Raw genomic sequence first — 18,377 nt, forward strand, 5'->3', positions numbered from 1 at the left:
CCCATGAGCGACGAGATCGAACGCCTGGAGGACGGCACGGTGCGATTCCTGCCCGAGCGGTTGAACCGTGATCCGGTGGTGTTGCGCGGCCTGACCAGTGACGAGATGTGGCTGGCCCTGGGCATCGGTGCCGCCGGTGGTCTACTGCTGAGCATTCCAATCGCTGTGCTGTTCTCCGCCCTGGCCTTGGTGCCCACACTGGCCATCGCCGGGGCGGCGCTCAGTCTGTTTAGCGCCGGTACCCTGCTGCGCCGTGCCAAGCGCGGCCGACCGGATACCTGGCTGTACCGCCGCGCCCAGTGGTGGCTGGCCCGCCGAGGACGCTTCAACCGTTCCAGTTTGATCGTACAGTCCGGCCCCTGGACGGTGCGCCGTGCGCGACACCAGACACGGAGACGCCGCCCATGAGCCGCTATCGCAACCGCGTCGACGCGCAGCAAGCGCATATCCTGAGCCTGCGCGTGGCGGTCGGGCTGCTCGCTGTACTCTGTTTGGGGCTGTGGTTCGGCTGGCAGGCGGCGCCGCGCGACCTGACCGTGCATGTGCCGCCGGACCTGCGCGCCGGCAGCACCCGCCTGTGGTGGGATATCCCGCCGGAAAACATCTACGCCTTCGCGCTGTACATCTTTGGGCAGCTCAATCGCTGGCCCTCCAATGGCGAGCAGGACTATCCGGCAGCCATCCAGGCACTGCGCGCTTACCTGACGCCGGCCTGCCAAGCCTTTCTGGAAGGTGATTACGCCTACCGCAAGTCCGCCGGGGAGCTGCGCCAGCGCGTGCGCGGGGTATACGAGATTCTCGGCCGAGGCTACAGCGACGATCCGCAGCTGCGCGTGCAGCAGCTCGACCATAACAGCTGGCGGGTCAACCTCGACCTCAACGCCGATGAGTACCTGGCCGCCGAGCCAGTCAAGCGCGCCCTGGTGCGCTACCCGCTGCGCGTGGTGCGCTTCGACCTCGATCCGCAGCGCAACAAGTGGGGACTGGCCCTGGACTGCTATCAGGACGTGCCGCAGAAACTCCAGCTGCCGGGAGACACGCCATGATCCGCGCCCTGCTCTGCCTGACCCTGGGACTGCTGGCCAGCGCCGTCCAGGCCGTGGAGATCCGCCACTGGCAGCGCTTGCCGATCAGCGTACCGTTGGCGGTCGGTCACGAACGGGTGCTGTTTCTCGACCAGCCAGTACGCGTCGGCGTCCCTGCGGCTCTCACCGGCAAGCTGCGTGTGCAATCCGCCAATGGTGCGCTCTACCTGCTAGCCAGCACACCCCTTACCTCCACGCGCCTGCACCTGCAACTGCCCGACAGCGGCGAGTTGATCCTGCTGGATCTCAGCGCCGAGCCTAGAGAGCAGGCACTTGAGCCGCTGCGCATCATGCATGAGAGCCAGCTAACAAACGCCGAACCCGTCCCCACAACACCACCCACACCGATCCCCGTCGCCCTGGTGCGTTACACCGCCCAGCAGCTGTATGCGCCGCTGCGCACGGTCGAACCGTTGCCCGGCGTGCGCCCCGTGCGCCTGTCCCTGCCTGCGGACTTGAATCATCTGCTGCCGAGCGACCCGGTAAGTGCCCGCCCGCTGGCCGCCTGGCAACTGGCCGAGTACACCGTGACGGCCGTGCTGCTACGCAATCAAACTACCAATCCGGTCGAACTCGACCCTCGCCGCCTGAACGCCCAGCTGTATGCCGCCAGCTTTCAGCACGACCACCTGGGCGCCCAGGGCAGCCCCGAGGACACTAGCGTCGCTTACCTGGTAACGCGCGGCGGCGGCCTGGAAAACTCCCTGATCTCGCTTCCTGACTTGGGGCACAGCGATGAACGCTAACGTGCTGTTGAAATGGCTGGTCCCTGCCGCCCTGCTGCTCGTAGCTGTGATCATCAGCGGTAAGTGGATGGGCCGTGCGCCCGAGCCGGCCGCAACTGCAGCGCTCGATCAGCGCGCGGCGCTTTCGGCAGCCGAAGCCCAGGCGCTGGGCATCGCCGGCGACACTCCGCATGACACCCTGGCCACCCTGGTCGGTCAGGTCAAAGCCATGCGTAACGAGCTGCAGTCCCTGGAACGCGGCAACGCCACGCTCAGCGAAGAAAACCGCCGCCTACGCGCCCGCGAGAGCGGCATCGATTCACGCATTCAGTCGGCGCTGGGCGGCATCAGCGAATCCACCCAGAGTGAACGTCGCCTGGCCGAAGAGGCTCGGCGCCTAAGCGAAGAGAACAGCCGGGAAGCGCGCAGCCTGCTGCATAGCCTGCAGGACCAATTGGCCACCTTGCAGTCGGGTGCGAACGATGACCTGCCCATCGGGCTGGGCCTGCGCCCTGAAGACGCACTGTCCTTTCAAACCAGCGCCGGGAATGACCTGCTATGGATCGAACCCCTCGACACGTCCCCCACTCCAAACACCGCCACAAAAGCCCCCGCACCCCTCGCCTTGCCGAGCAGCTTTACCCTGCCCGGCACTGCCCTCGAACGCGGCCCGCAAGCGCTGCGCGCCGCAGCCAAGGGCGAGCGCGAGCTGCACGACGCCAGCGCTGCCACGGAGCCGGTCTACACCCTCCCGGAAAACGCCACGCTGCTCGGTTCGGTGGCCATGACCGCGCTGATCGGTCGCGTCCCCGTGGACGGCACCGTCAACGATCCCTACCCGTTCAAGGTGCTGGTCGGCGCCGACAACCTGGCCGCCAACGGCATCGAGCTGCCCGAAGTGGCCGGTGCGGTGATGAGTGGCACCGCCACCGGTGACTGGACCCTCTCTTGCGTGCGCGGGCAGATCGAATCAATCACCTTCGTATTTCAGGACGGCACCATCCGCAGCGTGCCACCGCCGCACACCGTCACCAGCCGTAATCAGAGTACGACCAGCGGCAACAGCCAGCGCCTGCGCGGCGGTCTGGGTTATCTGTCCGATCCGCAGGGTATTCCGTGCATCAGTGGCCAGCGGCGCTCCAACGCCCAGCAGTACCTGGGTACCCAGAGCCTGCTCACCGCTGCGGGCGCCGGGGTGGCCGCGCTGTTCGACAGCGAAGAACACAGCAGCGGCCTGTTCAGTAACGCCAACGGCACGCTGGGCATTTCCAGCAGCGCCGGCAACAGCGCTGTGAACAGCATCCTCAGCGGCGGCGTCAGCGATATCCGTACCTGGGTCAACAAGCTGTATGGCGAGGCGTTCGCCGCCGTGTACGTGCCGCCGGCCGCACAGGTGGCCGTGCACCTGGACCGGGAAATCACAATCGACTATGCCCCTGCCGGCCGGAGAGTCCGCCATGCCCATGCCGCTCCACCACCACCTGATCTGGATTAGCCTGCTGGCCCTGCTGCAAGGGTGCGCCAGTGATTCGCACGAATTGCTGCCGCGCGGCGAGCGCGACATGCAGCAGATCTGGAGCGGCGCCACCACAGGCCAGACCACCCTGCAGGAAGCGCGACTGGCCCTGCGTCGGCCAGTCGACGTATCACCGCACGCCGTGAACACCCCTTACACGCGCACCGCCGCCAATGAGATCCGCAGCCAGTTTCAACGCCTGCCCAACCCCGACCTGGTGCTGTATGTCTTTCCGCACCTGACTGGTAGCGAGCAGGCCCCGGTGCCGGGTTACAGCACAGTATTTCCCTTCTATAAACAGGTGCACTACGCCCTCCCCGGTGAACGCCTGGAGGACTTCTGATGTCCCGCCCGCGCCGTCCCGCCACCCTGGCCGACGAGGCCCGCAGTTATGCCCACGGCCCGAGCTTCGCCGACCACCTGCCCTGGGTCGAGTACCTGCCGGACAGCAAGTGCTTTCTGCTCGAGGACAACCACTCGGTCGGCGCGATTTTCGAGCTGCAGCCCATCGGTACCGAAGGGCGCGAACGCGACTGGCTGATGCAGGCCCGCGATGCAATCGAAGATGCGTTGCAAGACAGCTTCGAAGAACGCGACAGCGAACCCTGGGTGGTGCAGTTCTTCTGCCAGGACGATTGCGACTTCGCCCCCTACCTGCAGCGTTTGAACAGTTATGTGCGCGAGTGCGCACGGGGCAGCGCGTTTACCGATGCCTATCTCGCACTCATCGACAAACACCTGGCTGCCATCAGCCACCCCAGCGGCCTGTTCGAGGATCGCGTGGTCACCCACCTGCCCTGGCGCGGTCGCCAGCGCCGGGTGCGCCTGGTGATCTACCGGCGCAGCGAGGCCGAAGCCGAAGCGCCGGAACAAGCCCTTAACCATGTCTGCGAGCGTTTCACTGCTGCGCTGCATTCAGGCGGCGTGCGAACCCGGCGCCTCGATGGCCGCGCGTTCTTCGCCTGGCTGCTGCCCTGGTTCAACCCGGCGCCAACCCTAACCGACGAGCCGGCAAACGATTTCTACCGGCGCATCTGCCAGCCCGAGCCGCAGCCGGAAATCGAGAACGGCGACACGTTGGAGTTGCCCTTCGATCACGACTTTGCCGAGCGGCTGTTTTTCAGCGAACCGCGCGCCGACAGCGAACAAGGCCTGTGGTACTTCGATCGCCAGCCGCACCGGGTGATGGTGGTCGATCGTCTGCGCCGCGCACCGCGCATCGGGCAGTTATGCGGAGAACTGCCAAGGGGCGATGCCCTCAACGCGCTGTTCGATCAATTGCCCGAGGGCTGCATCCTCAGCCTGACCCTGGTGATCAAACCGCAGGACGTGCTGGAAGCGCAGCTCACACGCCTCTCCCGCAAAGCCATGGGCGAGAACCTCGCCTCGACCCAGACCCGTGAAGATGTTGAGACCGCCCGCGCCCTTCTCGGCCGCCAGCACAAGCTGTATCGCGGCAACCTGGCCTTTTACCTGCGCGGCGTGGACGAGACCGAAATGCGCCAGCGCTCCACCGCCCTGGCCAACGTGCTGCTCGGCGCCGGACTGGAACCCGTCCAGCCAGCCGATGAAGTGGCCGCCTGCAACAGCTACCTGCGCTGGCTGCCCATGGTCTACAACCCCGCCCAGGACAAGCGCGACTGGTACACCCGGCTGATGTTCGCCCAGCACCTAGCCAACCTGGCCCCGGTATGGGGACGCGCCACCGGCACCGGCCACCCCGGCATCACCTTCTTCAACCGCGGCGGCGAGCCGCTGACTTTCGATCCGCTCTCATCCCAGGACCGCGCCATGAACGGCCACCTGCTGCTGTTCGGCCCCACCGGCGCCGGCAAGTCCGCCACCCTGGTCAGCCTGCTGATGCAGGTGATGGCCGTGCACCGCCCTCGGCTGTTCATCGTCGAAGCCGGAAACTCCTTCGGCCTGCAAGCCGATTACTTCGCCACCCTGGGGTTGAGTGTGCACCGCGTCCAGCTCAAGCCTGGCAGCGAGGTCAGCCTGGCGCCCTTCGCCGATGCCCGACGCTTGATCGAGCAGCCCGAACTGCTCGCCGCCACAGGCATCGAGACTGAAGGGGACGAAACCACCGCAGGCAGCGATGAACAGCGCGACATTCTCGGCGAACTGGAAATCACCGCTCGACTGATGATTACCGGCGGTGAAGCCAAGGAAGAAGCGCGGCTGACCCGCGCCGACCGCAGCCTGATTCGTGAGTGCATTCTCAATGCGGCGCGGCTAGCCGCTGCCGAGCAGCGCCAGGTGCTGACCCGCGATGTGCGTGCCGCCCTGCAGACCTGCGCGACCGACCCGCAATGGCCGGCGCGGCGGCGCGAGCGCGCCCAGGAGATGGCCGAGTCCATGGACCTGTTTTGCCAGGGCTTCGAGGGCCAACTGTTCGACCGCCCCGGCACACCCTGGCCGGAGTCCGACGTGACCCTGGTGGACCTGGCCACCTATGCCCGCGAGGGCTACGAGGCGCAGCTGTCGATAAGCTACATCAGCCTGATGAACACCGTGAACAACATGGCCGAGCGCGATCAGTTTCTCGGCCGGCCGATCATCATGGTCACCGACGAAGGCCACATCATCACCCGCAACCCCTTGCTCGCGCCCTTCGTGGTCAAGGGCACCAAGATGTGGCGAAAGCTGGGCGCCTGGTTCTGGCTGGCCACGCAAAACTTGGCGGACTTTCCGGACGCGGCGCAGACCATGCTCAACATGATCGAGTGGTGGGTGTGCCTGAACATGCCGCCAGCTGAAATCGAAGAAATCGCTCGCTTTCGCAAACTCACCCCGGCGCAGAAAGCCCTGCTGCTGTCCGCAAGCAAGGAACCCGGCAAGTTCACCGAAGGCGTGCTGCTGTCGAAGAAGCTAGAAGCCCTGTTTCGCGTCGTGCCGCCCAGCCTGTTCCTCGCCCTGGCGATGACCGAGGCGGAGGAAAAGGCAGAGCGTTGGCAGCTGATGCAGGAGCATGGCTGCAGTGAGATGGAGGCGGCGATGCGGATGGCTGAGAAAATGAAAATGAGATAGTGATTTGAGCACGCTGACTGATGTCAGCGTTGCAGCGCTTCGAAAGGGCTCCCCAAGCAGACATTCGAAACAGGCAGAAACGGCCAAAAGCGGCCATGAGAATGTTGATACATAGCGTTCGTTGCCCTTGTTTGCATAGCATTCGAAGCCATTCAATCAAGGCAGCTGGTGTCAATATGCCCGCGAAAGCTTAAGGCCGTCTCTTGGCGTGAAGGACGCCTTCTGCAACCCCACACAGTTTGATTTGCATGGACTCTCCGTCGGAGCTTCGAGCAGCTCTCGTTGTGGTGTGCTTCATGTCACATAACGAAATCCGCATATGCAAATTCCTCAATAATCATCAAGCCTTTTCGGCGCATCTTCCGTCCTGAACGTCTGAGCTCGCTGATGGCTTGAGAAATCATCGGATTTCTATTTGCATCTCATGCGAAAAATCGTATATTCGAGAAACCATATCTATGGATGAGTTCAACATGGCCTCGAAAACTCGCGTCCTGTTTGTGTGTACAAACAATGCCGCCCGCTCCCAACTGGCGGAAGCGTTGCTTCGATTCGCTGATTCTGAGCGATTCGAGGCCTTCAGCGCAGGCACCCAGCCAGGGGAGATTGACCCACGCACTTTTGCGGCCTTGGATCATCTTGGTATCGAAACCAGCGGCCTGCGCAGCAAATCGCTTGATGAGTTTGCCGATCAACGCTTCGACTATGTCATCACGCTGTGTGACAAGGCTGCTCAGGAGTGTCAGGCCCTGCCCGGAGCAGGGGAGCTGCTGGCATGGAATTTTGAAGACCCCGTGACCAGCGACACGCACGATGCCTTCCGTCACACACTTCACGAGATTCATGAACGTATCAAGATGTTCGTCCTCGTGAAAACCAAGCGCTGAGTGCTGTCATGACACAACACCTGACCCCTACAACGGTTTTCAAATGCCTCGCCGACGAGAATCGCGTGCGGATGATGCTACTGATCGCCCGCGAGGAAGAACTCTGCGTCTGTGAGCTGACCTGTGCGCTGGGCGAGAGTCAACCCAAGGTTTCCCGCCATCTGGCTCAGCTTCGCACCTGCGGTCTGCTGGAAGATCGCCGTCAAGGGCAATGGGTGTACTACCGCTTGCACCCGAATTTGCCAACTTGGGTTCACTCGATTCTGATGACCACGCTGGAAGCTAACCGCCACTGGCTAAGCACCAGCTCGAAGCGCCTGGACAACATGGGTGACCGCCCCGAGCGTGTCATCGCCTGCTGCTAATCCCCACTAAGACGATTCGATGAAAGTTTTATTCCTCTGCACCGCCAACAGCTGCCGCAGCATCCTATCGGAAGCGGTATTCAATCACCTCGCCCCGGACGGCATGCAGGCGTTCAGCGCTGGCAGCCAGCCCAAGGGGGCCGTAAATCCGCTGAGCCTCAGTGCCTTGCAACGCGCCGGCATTTCCACGGAAGGAATCAGTAGCAAAGCCATCGATACCCATGCCGAGCTGGCTCCGGATTTCGTTATCACCGTCTGTGACAAGGCCGCAGGCGAGACCTGTCCGGTTTTCTTCGGCCCAGCCGTGAAAGCGCACTGGGGTCTCGCTGATCCATCCGACTTGCAGGGCAGCGCTGCCGAGCTGTACGCCGCGTTCGACGCCACGCTGGAGCACATCAAGCATCGCATCGAGGCTTTCATCGCTTTGCCTTTCGACCTACTTAATGCTGAACAGCTCAAGGCCGAGCTGATACGCATCGGAACGCTCTGAAGTACAGGAGACCGCACCATGAGCAAAAGCCGTCTTTCATTTCTGGATCGCTATTTGACGGTCTGGATCTTTCTCGCCATGGGGCTCGGTATTGGTCTGGGCAGTGTCTTTGAAGGTCTTCCGAGTTGGCTGAATAGTCTCTCAGTGGGTTCCACTAACGTCCCCATTGCCATTGGCCTAATCGTGATGATGTATCCGCCGTTGGCCAAGGTCAGGTACGAAGAACTGCCAGAAGTATTCAAGGACAAGCGCATTCTCGCGCTGTCGCTCATCCAGAACTGGGTGATTGGCCCAGTCCTGATGTTTGCACTGGCCGTAACCTTTCTCTCCGATAAACCGGAATACATGACCGGCCTGATCCTCATCGGTCTGGCACGCTGCATCGCCATGGTGCTGGTGTGGAACCAGATCGCCGGCGGCAACAATCATTACGTGGCCGGATTGGTGGCCTTCAACAGTATCTTTCAGATCCTATTCTTCAGCCTGTATGCCTGGATTTTCCTCGGTCTGCTGCCGCCGCTGTTCGGCCTTCAGGGTAGCGTGATCGATGTCAGCTTCGTCAGCATCGCCGAGTCCGTGCTGATCTACCTGGGCATCCCATTCCTGGCTGGTTTCCTGACCCGCAAGATCCTTATCAGCCGCAAGGGTGAGGACTGGTACAACACACGCTTCATACCGCGTATCAGCCCTCTGACCCTGGTCGCGTTGCTGCTGACCATCGTGGCGATGTTCAGCCTCCAGGGCGACATGGTGTTGCAACTGCCACTCGATGTACTGCGTATCGCCATCCCGCTAACCATCTACTTCGTAGTGATGTTCGCCATCAGCTTCTGGATGGGCAAGCTACTGCAGGCTGATTACCCCCGGACTACCGCGCTGGCCTTCACCGCCGCCAGCAACAACTTTGAACTGGCCATTGCCGTAGCAATTGCCACCTTCGGCCTCGCTTCCCCGGTGGCTTTCGCCACGGTGATTGGCCCCCTGGTCGAAGTACCGGTGCTGATCTCCCTGGTTGGCGTCGCCCTGTGGCTCAAACGCCGCTGGTTCGATCAGCCCAAGGGCGTACTCGCTCAGGAATCCATCCATGACTAAAGACCTCACTCCCAACCTTAATGCCGAGCTGGTTGACCTGCCGTCGCCGGGCAAACTCGCCATTGAGCAGACGTTCAGCCACAAGCCGCGCATCCTGCTGCTCTATGGATCGACGCGTAAACGCTCCTTCAGCCGATTGCTGACTGAAGAAGCTGTGCGCCTGCTGGAGCATTTCGGTGCTGAAACGCGGATCTTCAATCCATCCGGCATGCCGCTCCCTGATGACGTTCCCGACGATCACCCAATGGTCAGAGAGCTGCGTGATCTGGTGCTCTGGTCAGAAGGCATGGTTTGGTGCTCTCCGGAACGCCATGGCTCTATGACCGGGGTGTTCAAAGCGCAGATCGACTGGATTCCCCTTGGCATGGGTGCGGTGCGTCCGACCCAGGGCAAAACCTTGGCGCTGATGCAGGTTTGCGGCGGCTCGCAGTCGTTCAACGCGCTAAATCAGATGCGCGTCCTAGGCCGTTGGATGCGCATGTTCACTATTCCCAATCAATCCTCCGTGCCGAAGGCCTTCTTGGAGTTCGACGAAGCAGGCCGTATGAAGCCATCGCCCTTCTACGACCGCGTGGTTGACGTCATGGAGGAGCTAGTGAAGTTCACCCTGTTACTGCGTGAGCGTTCCGACTACCTGGCTGACCGCTATTCCGAGCGTAAGGAATCGGCGGAAGAACTTTCCAAGCGCGTTAATCAAGGTTCCATCTGAAGGGCTTGTGATCATGCAGCAACACCCGTACTCCGTGCTGGCCTCCGAGCAGGTCAAGGGCCAACTGATCTTCACGCCGTGCCCTGGCACAAAAGACACCTCGGTCGCCGAAGCGCTGGACACCCTTAAAGAAGCCGGTGCCTCCGCCTTGCTGACGCTAATGCCCTCTGATGAGCTGGCCCAGCACGAAGTCGAAAATCTGCCTGAGCAGTGCCGACAGCGCGACATCGAGTGGTTTCACTTGCCGGTGGAGGACGACCAGGCACCTGGCGAGCTGTTCCGGGCGGCGTGGGACGCCAATCGCGAGCGGATCAGGCGACTGCTGATGGACGGTAAGAGCATCGCCATTCACTGCAAGGGCGGTTCTGGTCGCACCGGCCTGATTGCTGCACAGCTGTTGATCGAGTGCGGCGTTCCATTCCGCGATGCGATCAGCGACGTGCAGATACTGCGCCCCCGTGCGATTCAGCACCCGGCGCATATCAACTACATCGGCCAGTTCGACATCGCCAAGTCGTAATCGCCCGCAGACAGCTGCCTTAAGAGAACAGAGCATGAGCATCAAAGTAGGTATCAACGGTTTCGGTCGTATCGGGCGTCTTGCCCTGCGTGCAGCCTGGAGCTGGCCAGAGTTTGAGTTCGTACAGATCAACGATCCGGCTGGTGACGCCGCGACTCATGCCCACCTGATTAACTTCGACTCGGTGCATGGCCGTTGGAGTCAGGAAGCCAGCGCCGAGGCCGATCATGTCGTGATCGGTAGTAAGCGCATCAAAGTCACCGCCAACAAGGCTATTGCCGATACCGATTGGTCGGGCTGCGATCTGGTGATTGAAGCCAGTGGCAAGATGAAAACCGTCGCAGTGCTCCAGGCGTACCTGGATCAGGGCGTGAAGCGTGTCGTGGTGTGCGCGCCGGTCAAGGAGAAAGGCGCGCTGAACGTCGTCATGGGCGTCAATCAGCACCTATTTGACTCTGCGCAGCACCGCATCGTTACTGCTGCTTCTTGCACCACCAACTGCCTGGCCCCCGTGGTCAAGGTGATCCATGAGAACCTGGGCATTCGCCATGGCTCGATCACCACCATCCACGACCTGACCAATACTCAGAGCATTCTCGATCAGCCGCACAAGGATCTACGCCGCGCTCGCGCCTCGGGCATGAGTTTGATCCCTACCACCACAGGTTCGGCCACTGCGATTGCTGAGATCTTTCCCGAGCTGCGTGGCAAGTTGAATGGCCATGCCGTGCGCGTACCGCTGGCCAACGCCTCGCTCACCGATTGTGTGTTCGAAGTCGAGCGCGCCACTACGGTGGATGAGGTCAATGAGCTGCTCAAAACTGCCGCCGCTGGCCCGCTGAAAAACATCCTTGGCTACGAAGAGCGTCCCCTGGTTTCGATTGACTACCGCACCGACCCGCGCTCCTCGATCATCGATGCGTTGTCGACCATGGTGGTCAATGAAACTCAGGTGAAGATTTACGCCTGGTATGACAATGAATGGGGGTACGCCAATCGCGCTGTCGAGCTGGCCAAACTGGTCGGCTTGGCCGGTTAACAGGAGCGATCATGAAGGCGTTGTCAGCTCTCCCCCCGACAGTGCGCCAGTACCTGCTGGTCACCGGCAACTATTGGGCCTTTACCCTCACCGATGGCGCGCTGCGAATGTTGGTCGTGCTGCACTTCCACACGTTGGGCTACACGCCGCTGCAAATCGCAGCGCTATTTTTGTTTTATGAGATCTTCGGTGTTATCACCAACCTAGTCGGTGGCTACCTCGGTGCTCGTCTGGGCCTGAATCGCACCATGAATATTGGTTTGGGCCTCCAGGTAGCTGCTTTGCTGATGCTCACGGTGCCCGCTGCCTGGCTGACCATCCCTTGGGTTATGGGCGCACAGGCGCTGTCGGGTATCGCCAAAGACCTCAACAAGATGTCTGCCAAGAGTTCGATAAAGCTGTTGGTGCCTAATAACCAGCAAGGCACGCTCTACAAATGGGTGGCGATGCTGACGGGTTCGAAGAACGCGCTCAAGGGGGTGGGCTTCTTCCTCGGGGGTGCGCTGCTGGCTCTGCTGGGGTTCACAGCTGCCGTGCTGGCGATGGCTGCTGTATTGGCTGTGATCTGGCTGGCTAGCCTGATCCTACTGAGGAAAGATCTGGGTAAGGCTAAAGCCAAACCCAAGTTTCGCGACATTCTCTCCAAGAGCCGGGCGATTAACATCCTCTCGGCGGCACGGATGTTTCTCTTCGGTGCCCGTGATGTCTGGTTCGTCGTGGCCTTGCCGGTTTACCTGAGTACCGTGTTCGGATGGGACTTCTGGTTGGTTGGCGGCTTCCTCGCGGCCTGGGTCATCGGCTATGGCATCGTCCAGTCGTTCGCCCCGAACATCACCGGGAAAAAACGTGATCACCTACCCGATGGGCGCGCCGCTTTTTTGTGGGCGGGGCTACTGGCGGGACTGCCTGCTGCCATTGCTCTCGGTCTTTCGGCGGGATGGTCGCCTCAGGTTGTGTTGCTGGGCGGCCTAATGATCTTTGGTGCGCTGTTCGCGGTGAACTCTTCGCTGCACAGCTATCTGATCGTTTCATACGCCAAGGAAGATGGCGTGTCGCTGGACGTAGGCTTCTATTACATGTCCAACGCGCTGGGGAGACTGCTCGGCACTGTGCTGTCAGGCTCGATTTATCAGGCTTACGGGCTTGAAGCCTGCTTGTGGGTTTCCACGGCATTTGTCTTGTTGGCCGCCATTATTTCTATCGCCTTGCCCAGGCACCCAGAGGTGGGCGTGACCCCGCAATAGCAGAGGGAAAGCGCGTTAACTGCCTAACCTGGGCAAGCTTGCCTGAGGGAATAGCTGCCTAGGACTGATCGCCTACGAATGACCGGATTCGACCGATTCTGTTGAAAAAGTCGGATTTTCAGCTCGCCTGAACTCAGGCGTGACCACCCCCGGAGAACCTACTCACCACATTGAGTGGTTTTTCGGCCCTTCGTTGACCTTTGCTGCTCTGTTATTGGTTGATTTGAGGTTTTTTGCTTAGTGCAGGCGCACCTATCCCGTGGCAGGCGGCCCTTGAGATGCAAGTTTGGCCAGCCGTCGCAGGTTTTGCACCGCAGCGGCCAGCGTGAACTCATCGGTCGCGCCACTCATGCCTCGTAGTCGCAAACGATCCAATTTCAGGATGCGCTTGAGGTGGGCAAACAACATTTCGACCTTCTTACGTTCGTGGCGAGAGCGCACGTATGCGGGCGTCGCTGCGATGCGTCGAGCCACATCACGAGCGGCTTCATGGACGCTGCGGGCAATCTTGCGAATCGAAGTGTTCGGGCAGCACCTGGTTTTCATCAGACACGTTGCGCAGTCGGACTGCCGGGATCGGAAGATAATGGTGTTGGCTTTCGTGACGTGCGAACGCTCATTCTTGAAGGCTCGCCATTCGCTGCGCAATGCGTTGCCGGCTGGGCAGCGGTATTCCTCAGTCTCCTCATTCCAGTGGAAAGCGTTGCTCGAGAAACTGTCGTTTTTACGCTCTGTTTTGTCCCACACCGGCACATGCGGCTCGATGTCTTTTTCCTCCACCATCCAGGCCAGCATGGGCGCTGTACCATAAGCGGTGTCGCCAATGAGGCGCTCCGGCGTAATGCCGAACTGCGCTTCGAACCGGTCGATCATGGTCTTGGTGCTCTCAACCTCAGCTGTTCGATGAGCGGGGGTTGGTTCCACATCCACGATTACGCCGTGCTCGGTATCGATCAGATAGTTCGTGGAATAGGCGAAGAATGCTGGACCACCTGGAGCGGCTGTCCAGCGGGCTTGAGGATCTGTCAGCGATAGGCGCTTCGGTAGCGTTTCGGCCAAGGCCTCCTCATCGAGCGCTTCAAGGTATTCGCGTACGGCGCGGGTGCTGAGGGACGGATCGCTCCAATTGACCTGTTCATCCCCCGGTACGCCGCGCTGCCGACTCGCGTCCGCTTTGATGATGCTGGCGTCCACGGCAAATCCTTCGCCCTTGACCAAGCCTGCGTCCATGCAGCGACGCAAAACCTCATTGAACAACCAGCGAAACAAATCACTGTCACGGAAACGGCCGTGTCGATTTTTGGAAAAAGTAGAGTGATTGGGCACTTCATCTTCAAGGCCCAACCGGCAGAACCAACGATATGCCAGGTTTAAATGGACCTCTTCGCACAACCGCCGCTCTGAGCGAATGCCGTAGCAATAGCCCACGATCAGCATGCGGATCATCAGTTCAGGATCAATCGACGGACGCCCAATCGGGCTATAGAAATCGGCGAGGTAATGGCGCAGGTCGCTCAGATCGAGACACTTATCGATGCTGCGCAGAAGGTGATTAGCCGGGATGTGATCTTCAAGATTGAACGAGCAAAACAGTCGCTCCTGCCCACTCGATAATTGGCCCATCATGCTCCGTGCTCTCCTGCTGGCCGATGAGGTGATTTTGCCGTAGGCCAAGCGGAGGAGCTACTTTTTCAACAGAATCGGCCAAAAGCTGCCATTCAGGAGCAGCAAGTGCTCACAAATTTTTTAGGTGAAATCACTATTCGCACCTCGACCAAGGGTAAGTTTCGATGCGCAATGCGTGAGAGAATCTGACGATTCAGACTCTGCACACACCTCGCTATGCCCTTTATCACAAGTGATTTTTACGAATGCGCCGCCCGCCTGCGCGCCGGCCACCTGGTCGCCATGCCCACGGAAACCGTCTATGGCCTGGCGGCCGACGCGCGCCAGGATGCAGCCATCCAGCAGGTGTTTGCACTCAAGGGACGCCCGAGCAGCAACCCGCTGATCGTTCATCTACAGCGCGCGGAGCAGGTCGTCGAGTGGGCCGCAGAGGTTTCTCCGGCCGCGCAGCGCCTGATGCATGCCTGCTGGCCGGGCCCTCTGACCCTAGTCTTACCAGCTCGTGAAGAGGTTTCGCGCAGCGTCACCGCCGGCCAGGACAGTGTGGCACTAAGGGTGCCGGCCCATCCGAAGGCGCAGGCCCTGCTGGCGGCCTTCGGTGGTGGCCTGGTGGCGCCGTCAGCCAACCGCTACATGTCGATCAGCCCTACCAGCGCCGCGCATGTGGCGCAGCAGTTTGCCGACAGTGACCTGTGGATTCTCGATGGCGGCGCCTGCCCGGTGGGCCTGGAGTCGAGCATTGTCAGCCTGCTGCCCGGTGACAGCCCGCGCCTGCTGCGCCGCGGCATGCTCGGCCAGCTTCAGCTGGAGGCTGTGCTCGGCGAGCCGCTGGAAGGTAAGGACGGTGGCGTGCGCGCCCCGGGCCAGCACCATCGCCATTACGCCCCCAGCACTGTGAGCCTGGCTTTCGACCAGGCACCTGCAGAGGCGCTCGCCTCGCCACTTTACGGCTGGCTCTGGTGCGGTCAGGCGCAACCCAGCCAGGGTCCGGCACTAAACCTGGGGAACGAGCCGCAGGCCTATGCGGCCGGTCTCTATGCGGCGCTTTATCAACTCGATGCACTGGGGCTGGAGCGCCTGTATATCCAGCTGCCACCACATCAGGATGCCTGGGCGGCAGTACACGACCGCCTGGCCCGCGCCAGTCAACGGATTTAAGGCTTCACTCCGGCAGTGTTGGGGTCTCCAGCGGCACTTCGGCAAAGCGACTGAAGGCCTGCGCCGCCGGTGACGGATTCTTGGTCCGCCAGCGCACCAGGTACCAGCGGTTGGGGATCGGAAACCCCTCTACATCCAGCTCGACCAGATTGCCCGGTGCTGTGTGAATCAGGGTATGTCGCGACAGGATGGCAATACCCAGCCCCGCCGCGACGGATTCCTTGATCGCTTCGTTGCTCTCGATGGTCATCTGCGGCTTCAGCACCCAACCAAAGCGGGCAAAGTGCTCCTCAATGGCCAAGCGCGTACCGGAACCTGGCTCACGGCTGAGAAACGGCTCCGCAGCCAGTTGCTCCCAGCGAATACGCTGACCGGTGAAACGATGGCCGGCCGGCGCAATCACCACCAGCGGATTATCGGCCAGCGGCATGGCGTCCAGATCCAGATGGCGCGGCGGCTGGCTGAACACATAGAGGTCGTCCCGATTGTCTTCCAGGCGGCGGATCACTTCCGAGCGGTTTGCGATGTTCAGCTCGACCTCAACCTGAGGGTACTGCCGGCAAAAGGGCCCCAGCAGGCGTGGCACCAGGTACTTGGCCGTGGTCACCGCTCCCAGCCTGAGCTGCCCGGCAGTCAGGCCATTGAGGTGAGCCAGGCGCATTTCTAGGTGATCGAGGGCATCGAAGATTTCCCGAGCCCCGGCCTGCACCTCGCGCCCGGCATCGGTCAGGTGTAAGCGCTTGCCCAGTTGCTCGAACAGGTTCATGCCCAGCGCCTGCTCAAGTTTGGCGACCTGCGTCGACACTGAAGGCTGGGCCAGGTGCAGGGCACGGGCTGCTTCTGTCACGCTGAGACGCTCGGCCACGGCGAGAAAGGTTTCCAGCTGGCGAAACGTGGTCTGACGGGTATGGAAGCGCGGTCTCTGCATTGCTAAATACCGATGGTTTTTAGGCTGATAATCTATTTTTGACTATATCAAGTACTGGAGAAAATGCCTGTGTCGTCATTTCAGGGATTCTCGCCATGTCTGCCGCTCTCGCCCCGCATGGGCACCCCGCTGCGTTGAACCAGGTGCAACCCGTTGCCTTCCTCACCTGCCATGACAAGGGCCGGTTAGTCACCGACGCCTTGGCTCCTCTGGGCTTGTGCATCGAATCGATCAGCAGCTACGACACCGACCACTTTGGCACCTTCAGCCGCGACGTCGCGCGTACGGGCAGCGCCCACGACACTGCGCTTAGCAAAGCCAAACTGGCCTGTGCACTAGGCGGGGTGCGCTACGGGCTGGGCAGTGAAGGCAGCTTCGGCCGTGATCCGCACCTGGGCTGGATGCCCTGGGACTACGAAATTCTCTGCCTGTGGGATGCAGAATTGCAGTACCCGGTCTTTGCCTTGGCAGGCTCGGGAGCGACCAACTATTCCCAGGTCGAGGTCGACAGCCTGGAAGGCGCCGAGATTTTTATGCAGCGCGCCCGCTTTCCCGAACATGCCCTGATTCTCGGGCGTCCCGGCGAAGCTTGGTTCCGTAAGGGTATTCGCGAGCGCGACTGGCTGCTCGCTCAACTGGACTGGCTGCTGGCGCGCGAACCGAAGATCTGGCTGGAGACCGACATGCGCGCCCATCTGAACCCGCTACGCCAGACGGTGATCCGTGATGCCGCGGGGCAACTGGCGAAGCGCCTGAGCAGCCACTGCCCGAGCTGTCAGGCATGCGGTTTTGCCGTGGCGCGCAGCGAGCCCGGCCTGCTATGCGTGGACTGTGGTCTGAGCACCCCATTAGCGGCCGCACACATCTGGGTGTGCCCGGCCTGTCAGCATGAAGAACGACATCCCGTGACCCAATTAGCCAGTGCCGGCCAATGTGAGCTATGCAACCCATGAATGCTTTCGTCCCTGCAAATCAGCGCTTGAGTCACCTGCGCGCGCTCGAAGCCGAAGCCATGCACATCCTGCGCGAGGTGGTGGCCGTGATGCGCACCCCCTGCCTGTTCTATTCGATCGGCAAGGACTCCACCGTGCTGCTGCACCTGGCGCGCAAGGCATTCTTTCCGGGGCCGCTGCCCTTTCCGCTGCTGCACGTGGACACCGGCTGGGAGTTTGCCGAAATGGGCCAGTTCCGCGACCGCCTGGCCGCGCGCCTGGGGCTGGACATGCGCGTACACATCAACCCCGATGGCGAGCGCCTGAACATCACCCCGTTCTCCGTGGGTTCGGCCAAGTACACCGACATCATGAAGACCGAGGCGCTTAAGCAGGCGCTGGCGCAGTACGGTTTCGATGCCTGTTTTGGCGGGGCGCGCCGCGACGAAGAGAAGTCACGGGCTAAGGAGCGCGTCTGCTCGTTCCGCGACGCGCACCAGCGCTGGGACCCCAAGCAGCAACGGCCGGAACTCTGGCAGCTGTACAACACGCGGATCAACGCAGGCGAGAGCCTGCGGGTATTTCCCCTGTCGAACTGGACCGAACTGGACATCTGGCAGTACATCCACCTCGAAGGGATCGAGATCGTCGACCTCTACCGGGCGGCGCCGCGCCCAGTGGTCGAGCTGCATGGCACGCTGATCTGCGTGGACGACGAGCGCCTGCTGGCGCACCTCACCCCAGAGCAGCGCGCGAGCATCCAGACACGCTGGTTACGTTTCCGCACCCTCGGTTGCTACCCACTGACTGGCGCTGTCGAGTCGAGGGCGCAATCGCTGCCGGAGATCATCCAAGAAATGCTGCTGACCCGGACCTCCGAACGTCAGGGCCGCATCATCGACCATGACCAGGATGGCTCGATGGAAAAGAAGAAAATCGAGGGGTACTTCTAACCGGCTCGCAGTACTGAATAAAAAGCCGCCTGAATAAACAGGCGGCTTTTTGTTTGCGCTACGCGAAGCCGGCGGCGC

The 18,377-nt window shown here is 61.3% G+C and carries 19 protein-coding genes; 17 read left to right on the top strand and 2 right to left on the bottom strand.

Going from position 1 to position 18,377, the window contains the following annotated elements:
* Window positions 1-3 precede the first annotated feature (3 nt).
* From ACTV8E_RS15470 to arsJ, 14 genes are all read left to right on the top strand, one after another.
* A complete protein-coding gene (locus ACTV8E_RS15470; protein WP_443200083.1) occupies window positions 4-408 on the top strand; it encodes a TIGR03750 family conjugal transfer protein in 405 nt (134 codons plus the stop codon).
* Window positions 405-1,046, top strand: coding sequence for a PFL_4703 family integrating conjugative element protein (locus tag ACTV8E_RS15475; protein ID WP_443200084.1), 642 nt, complete (start codon window positions 405-407; stop codon window positions 1,044-1,046). Before ACTV8E_RS15470 ends, ACTV8E_RS15475 begins: the two co-directional genes overlap by 4 nt.
* Window positions 1,043-1,831, top strand: coding sequence for a TIGR03749 family integrating conjugative element protein (locus ACTV8E_RS15480; protein ID WP_443200085.1), 789 nt, complete (start codon window positions 1,043-1,045; stop codon window positions 1,829-1,831). The genes ACTV8E_RS15475 and ACTV8E_RS15480 overlap by 4 nt, the downstream gene beginning before the upstream one ends.
* Entirely contained in the window at window positions 1,821-3,305 is a 1,485-nt protein-coding gene (locus ACTV8E_RS15485) for a TIGR03752 family integrating conjugative element protein (RefSeq protein ID WP_443200086.1), read from the top strand. The genes ACTV8E_RS15480 and ACTV8E_RS15485 overlap by 11 nt, the downstream gene beginning before the upstream one ends.
* Window positions 3,268-3,669, top strand: coding sequence for a TIGR03751 family conjugal transfer lipoprotein (locus ACTV8E_RS15490; RefSeq protein ID WP_443200087.1), 402 nt, complete (start codon window positions 3,268-3,270; stop codon window positions 3,667-3,669). Before ACTV8E_RS15485 ends, ACTV8E_RS15490 begins: the two co-directional genes overlap by 38 nt.
* Window positions 3,669-6,356, top strand: coding sequence for a conjugative transfer ATPase (locus tag ACTV8E_RS15495; protein ID WP_443200088.1), 2,688 nt, complete (start codon window positions 3,669-3,671; stop codon window positions 6,354-6,356). The genes ACTV8E_RS15490 and ACTV8E_RS15495 overlap by 1 nt, the downstream gene beginning before the upstream one ends.
* A 473-nt stretch (window positions 6,357-6,829) precedes the next feature.
* Entirely contained in the window at window positions 6,830-7,243 is a 414-nt protein-coding gene (locus tag ACTV8E_RS15500; protein WP_443200180.1) for an arsenate reductase ArsC, read from the top strand.
* An 8-nt stretch (window positions 7,244-7,251) separates the two neighbouring features.
* The gene (locus ACTV8E_RS15505) at window positions 7,252-7,608 is read left to right on the top strand and encodes a metalloregulator ArsR/SmtB family transcription factor (protein WP_443200089.1); all 357 of its coding nucleotides are present in this window, start codon (window positions 7,252-7,254) and stop codon (window positions 7,606-7,608) included.
* Between the two features lie 19 nt (window positions 7,609-7,627).
* On the top strand, window positions 7,628-8,098 hold the full coding sequence (locus ACTV8E_RS15510) for an arsenate reductase ArsC (protein ID WP_443200090.1): 471 nt from the start codon (window positions 7,628-7,630) through the stop codon (window positions 8,096-8,098).
* Between the two features lie 18 nt (window positions 8,099-8,116).
* Window positions 8,117-9,190: an ACR3 family arsenite efflux transporter gene (arsB, locus tag ACTV8E_RS15515; RefSeq protein WP_443200091.1), complete on the top strand. Its 1,074-nt coding sequence runs from the start codon at window positions 8,117-8,119 to the stop codon at window positions 9,188-9,190.
* Window positions 9,183-9,899, top strand: a complete 717-nt coding sequence (arsH, locus tag ACTV8E_RS15520) for an arsenical resistance protein ArsH (RefSeq protein WP_443200092.1) — start codon at window positions 9,183-9,185, stop codon at window positions 9,897-9,899. Before arsB ends, arsH begins: the two co-directional genes overlap by 8 nt.
* 13 nt (window positions 9,900-9,912) lie before the next feature.
* Window positions 9,913-10,419, top strand: a complete 507-nt coding sequence (locus ACTV8E_RS15525) for a cyclin-dependent kinase inhibitor 3 family protein (protein ID WP_443200093.1) — start codon at window positions 9,913-9,915, stop codon at window positions 10,417-10,419.
* Window positions 10,420-10,453: 34 nt separating this feature from the next.
* Window positions 10,454-11,458 (top strand): ArsJ-associated glyceraldehyde-3-phosphate dehydrogenase, encoded by a 1,005-nt coding sequence (locus tag ACTV8E_RS15530; RefSeq protein WP_443200094.1) that lies wholly within the window; start codon window positions 10,454-10,456, stop codon window positions 11,456-11,458.
* Window positions 11,459-11,469: 11 nt separating this feature from the next.
* Window positions 11,470-12,702: an organoarsenical effux MFS transporter ArsJ gene (arsJ, locus tag ACTV8E_RS15535; protein WP_443200095.1), complete on the top strand. Its 1,233-nt coding sequence runs from the start codon at window positions 11,470-11,472 to the stop codon at window positions 12,700-12,702.
* Window positions 12,703-12,954: 252 nt separating this feature from the next.
* Here arsJ and ACTV8E_RS15540 read toward each other — a convergent pair whose 3' ends face one another.
* Window positions 12,955-14,328 carry a transposase gene (locus ACTV8E_RS15540; RefSeq protein ID WP_443200096.1) on the bottom strand — a complete coding sequence of 458 codons (1,374 nt, stop codon included), beginning with the start codon at window positions 14,326-14,328 and terminating at the stop codon, window positions 12,955-12,957.
* A 216-nt stretch (window positions 14,329-14,544) separates the two neighbouring features.
* Here ACTV8E_RS15540 and ACTV8E_RS15545 point away from each other — a divergent pair, with 216 nt between their 5' ends.
* Window positions 14,545-15,486, top strand: coding sequence for an L-threonylcarbamoyladenylate synthase (locus ACTV8E_RS15545; protein WP_169971106.1), 942 nt, complete (start codon window positions 14,545-14,547; stop codon window positions 15,484-15,486).
* A 4-nt stretch (window positions 15,487-15,490) separates the two neighbouring features.
* Here ACTV8E_RS15545 and ACTV8E_RS15550 read toward each other — a convergent pair whose 3' ends face one another.
* Window positions 15,491-16,414, bottom strand: a complete 924-nt coding sequence (locus tag ACTV8E_RS15550) for a LysR family transcriptional regulator (protein ID WP_003245867.1) — start codon at window positions 16,412-16,414, stop codon at window positions 15,491-15,493.
* 95 nt (window positions 16,415-16,509) lie between these two features.
* Here ACTV8E_RS15550 and ACTV8E_RS15555 point away from each other — a divergent pair, with 95 nt between their 5' ends.
* Window positions 16,510-17,367, top strand: coding sequence for a DUF6671 family protein (locus ACTV8E_RS15555; RefSeq protein WP_262374939.1), 858 nt, complete (start codon window positions 16,510-16,512; stop codon window positions 17,365-17,367).
* A complete protein-coding gene (cysD, locus tag ACTV8E_RS15560; protein WP_045734604.1) occupies window positions 17,364-18,299 on the top strand; it encodes a sulfate adenylyltransferase subunit CysD in 936 nt (311 codons plus the stop codon). The genes ACTV8E_RS15555 and cysD overlap by 4 nt, the downstream gene beginning before the upstream one ends.
* Window positions 18,300-18,377 lie beyond the last annotated feature (78 nt).

It is taken from the genome of Pseudomonas sp. B392_1p (assembly GCF_052245235.1).
In the GTDB taxonomy this organism is placed as follows: domain Bacteria; phylum Pseudomonadota; class Gammaproteobacteria; order Pseudomonadales; family Pseudomonadaceae; genus Serpens; species Serpens gallinarum.

Coding starts and splice junctions, on each gene's coding strand:
- ACTV8E_RS15490 (WP_443200087.1), top strand. CDS start 3,268: ATGCCCATGCCGCTCCACCACCACCTGATCTGGATTAGCCTGCTGGCC.
- arsJ (WP_443200095.1), top strand. CDS start 11,470: ATGAAGGCGTTGTCAGCTCTCCCCCCGACAGTGCGCCAGTACCTGCTG.
- ACTV8E_RS15510 (WP_443200090.1), top strand. CDS start 7,628: ATGAAAGTTTTATTCCTCTGCACCGCCAACAGCTGCCGCAGCATCCTA.
- ACTV8E_RS15550 (WP_003245867.1), bottom strand. CDS start 16,414: ATGCAGAGACCGCGCTTCCATACCCGTCAGACCACGTTTCGCCAGCTG.
- ACTV8E_RS15495 (WP_443200088.1), top strand. CDS start 3,669: ATGTCCCGCCCGCGCCGTCCCGCCACCCTGGCCGACGAGGCCCGCAGT.
- ACTV8E_RS15475 (WP_443200084.1), top strand. CDS start 405: ATGAGCCGCTATCGCAACCGCGTCGACGCGCAGCAAGCGCATATCCTG.
- ACTV8E_RS15540 (WP_443200096.1), bottom strand. CDS start 14,328: ATGATGGGCCAATTATCGAGTGGGCAGGAGCGACTGTTTTGCTCGTTC.
- ACTV8E_RS15480 (WP_443200085.1), top strand. CDS start 1,043: ATGATCCGCGCCCTGCTCTGCCTGACCCTGGGACTGCTGGCCAGCGCC.
- ACTV8E_RS15530 (WP_443200094.1), top strand. CDS start 10,454: ATGAGCATCAAAGTAGGTATCAACGGTTTCGGTCGTATCGGGCGTCTT.
- ACTV8E_RS15485 (WP_443200086.1), top strand. CDS start 1,821: ATGAACGCTAACGTGCTGTTGAAATGGCTGGTCCCTGCCGCCCTGCTG.
- arsH (WP_443200092.1), top strand. CDS start 9,183: ATGACTAAAGACCTCACTCCCAACCTTAATGCCGAGCTGGTTGACCTG.
- ACTV8E_RS15555 (WP_262374939.1), top strand. CDS start 16,510: ATGTCTGCCGCTCTCGCCCCGCATGGGCACCCCGCTGCGTTGAACCAG.
- ACTV8E_RS15525 (WP_443200093.1), top strand. CDS start 9,913: ATGCAGCAACACCCGTACTCCGTGCTGGCCTCCGAGCAGGTCAAGGGC.
- ACTV8E_RS15470 (WP_443200083.1), top strand. CDS start 4: ATGAGCGACGAGATCGAACGCCTGGAGGACGGCACGGTGCGATTCCTG.
- ACTV8E_RS15500 (WP_443200180.1), top strand. CDS start 6,830: ATGGCCTCGAAAACTCGCGTCCTGTTTGTGTGTACAAACAATGCCGCC.
- arsB (WP_443200091.1), top strand. CDS start 8,117: ATGAGCAAAAGCCGTCTTTCATTTCTGGATCGCTATTTGACGGTCTGG.
- ACTV8E_RS15505 (WP_443200089.1), top strand. CDS start 7,252: ATGACACAACACCTGACCCCTACAACGGTTTTCAAATGCCTCGCCGAC.
- ACTV8E_RS15545 (WP_169971106.1), top strand. CDS start 14,545: ATGCCCTTTATCACAAGTGATTTTTACGAATGCGCCGCCCGCCTGCGC.
- cysD (WP_045734604.1), top strand. CDS start 17,364: ATGAATGCTTTCGTCCCTGCAAATCAGCGCTTGAGTCACCTGCGCGCG.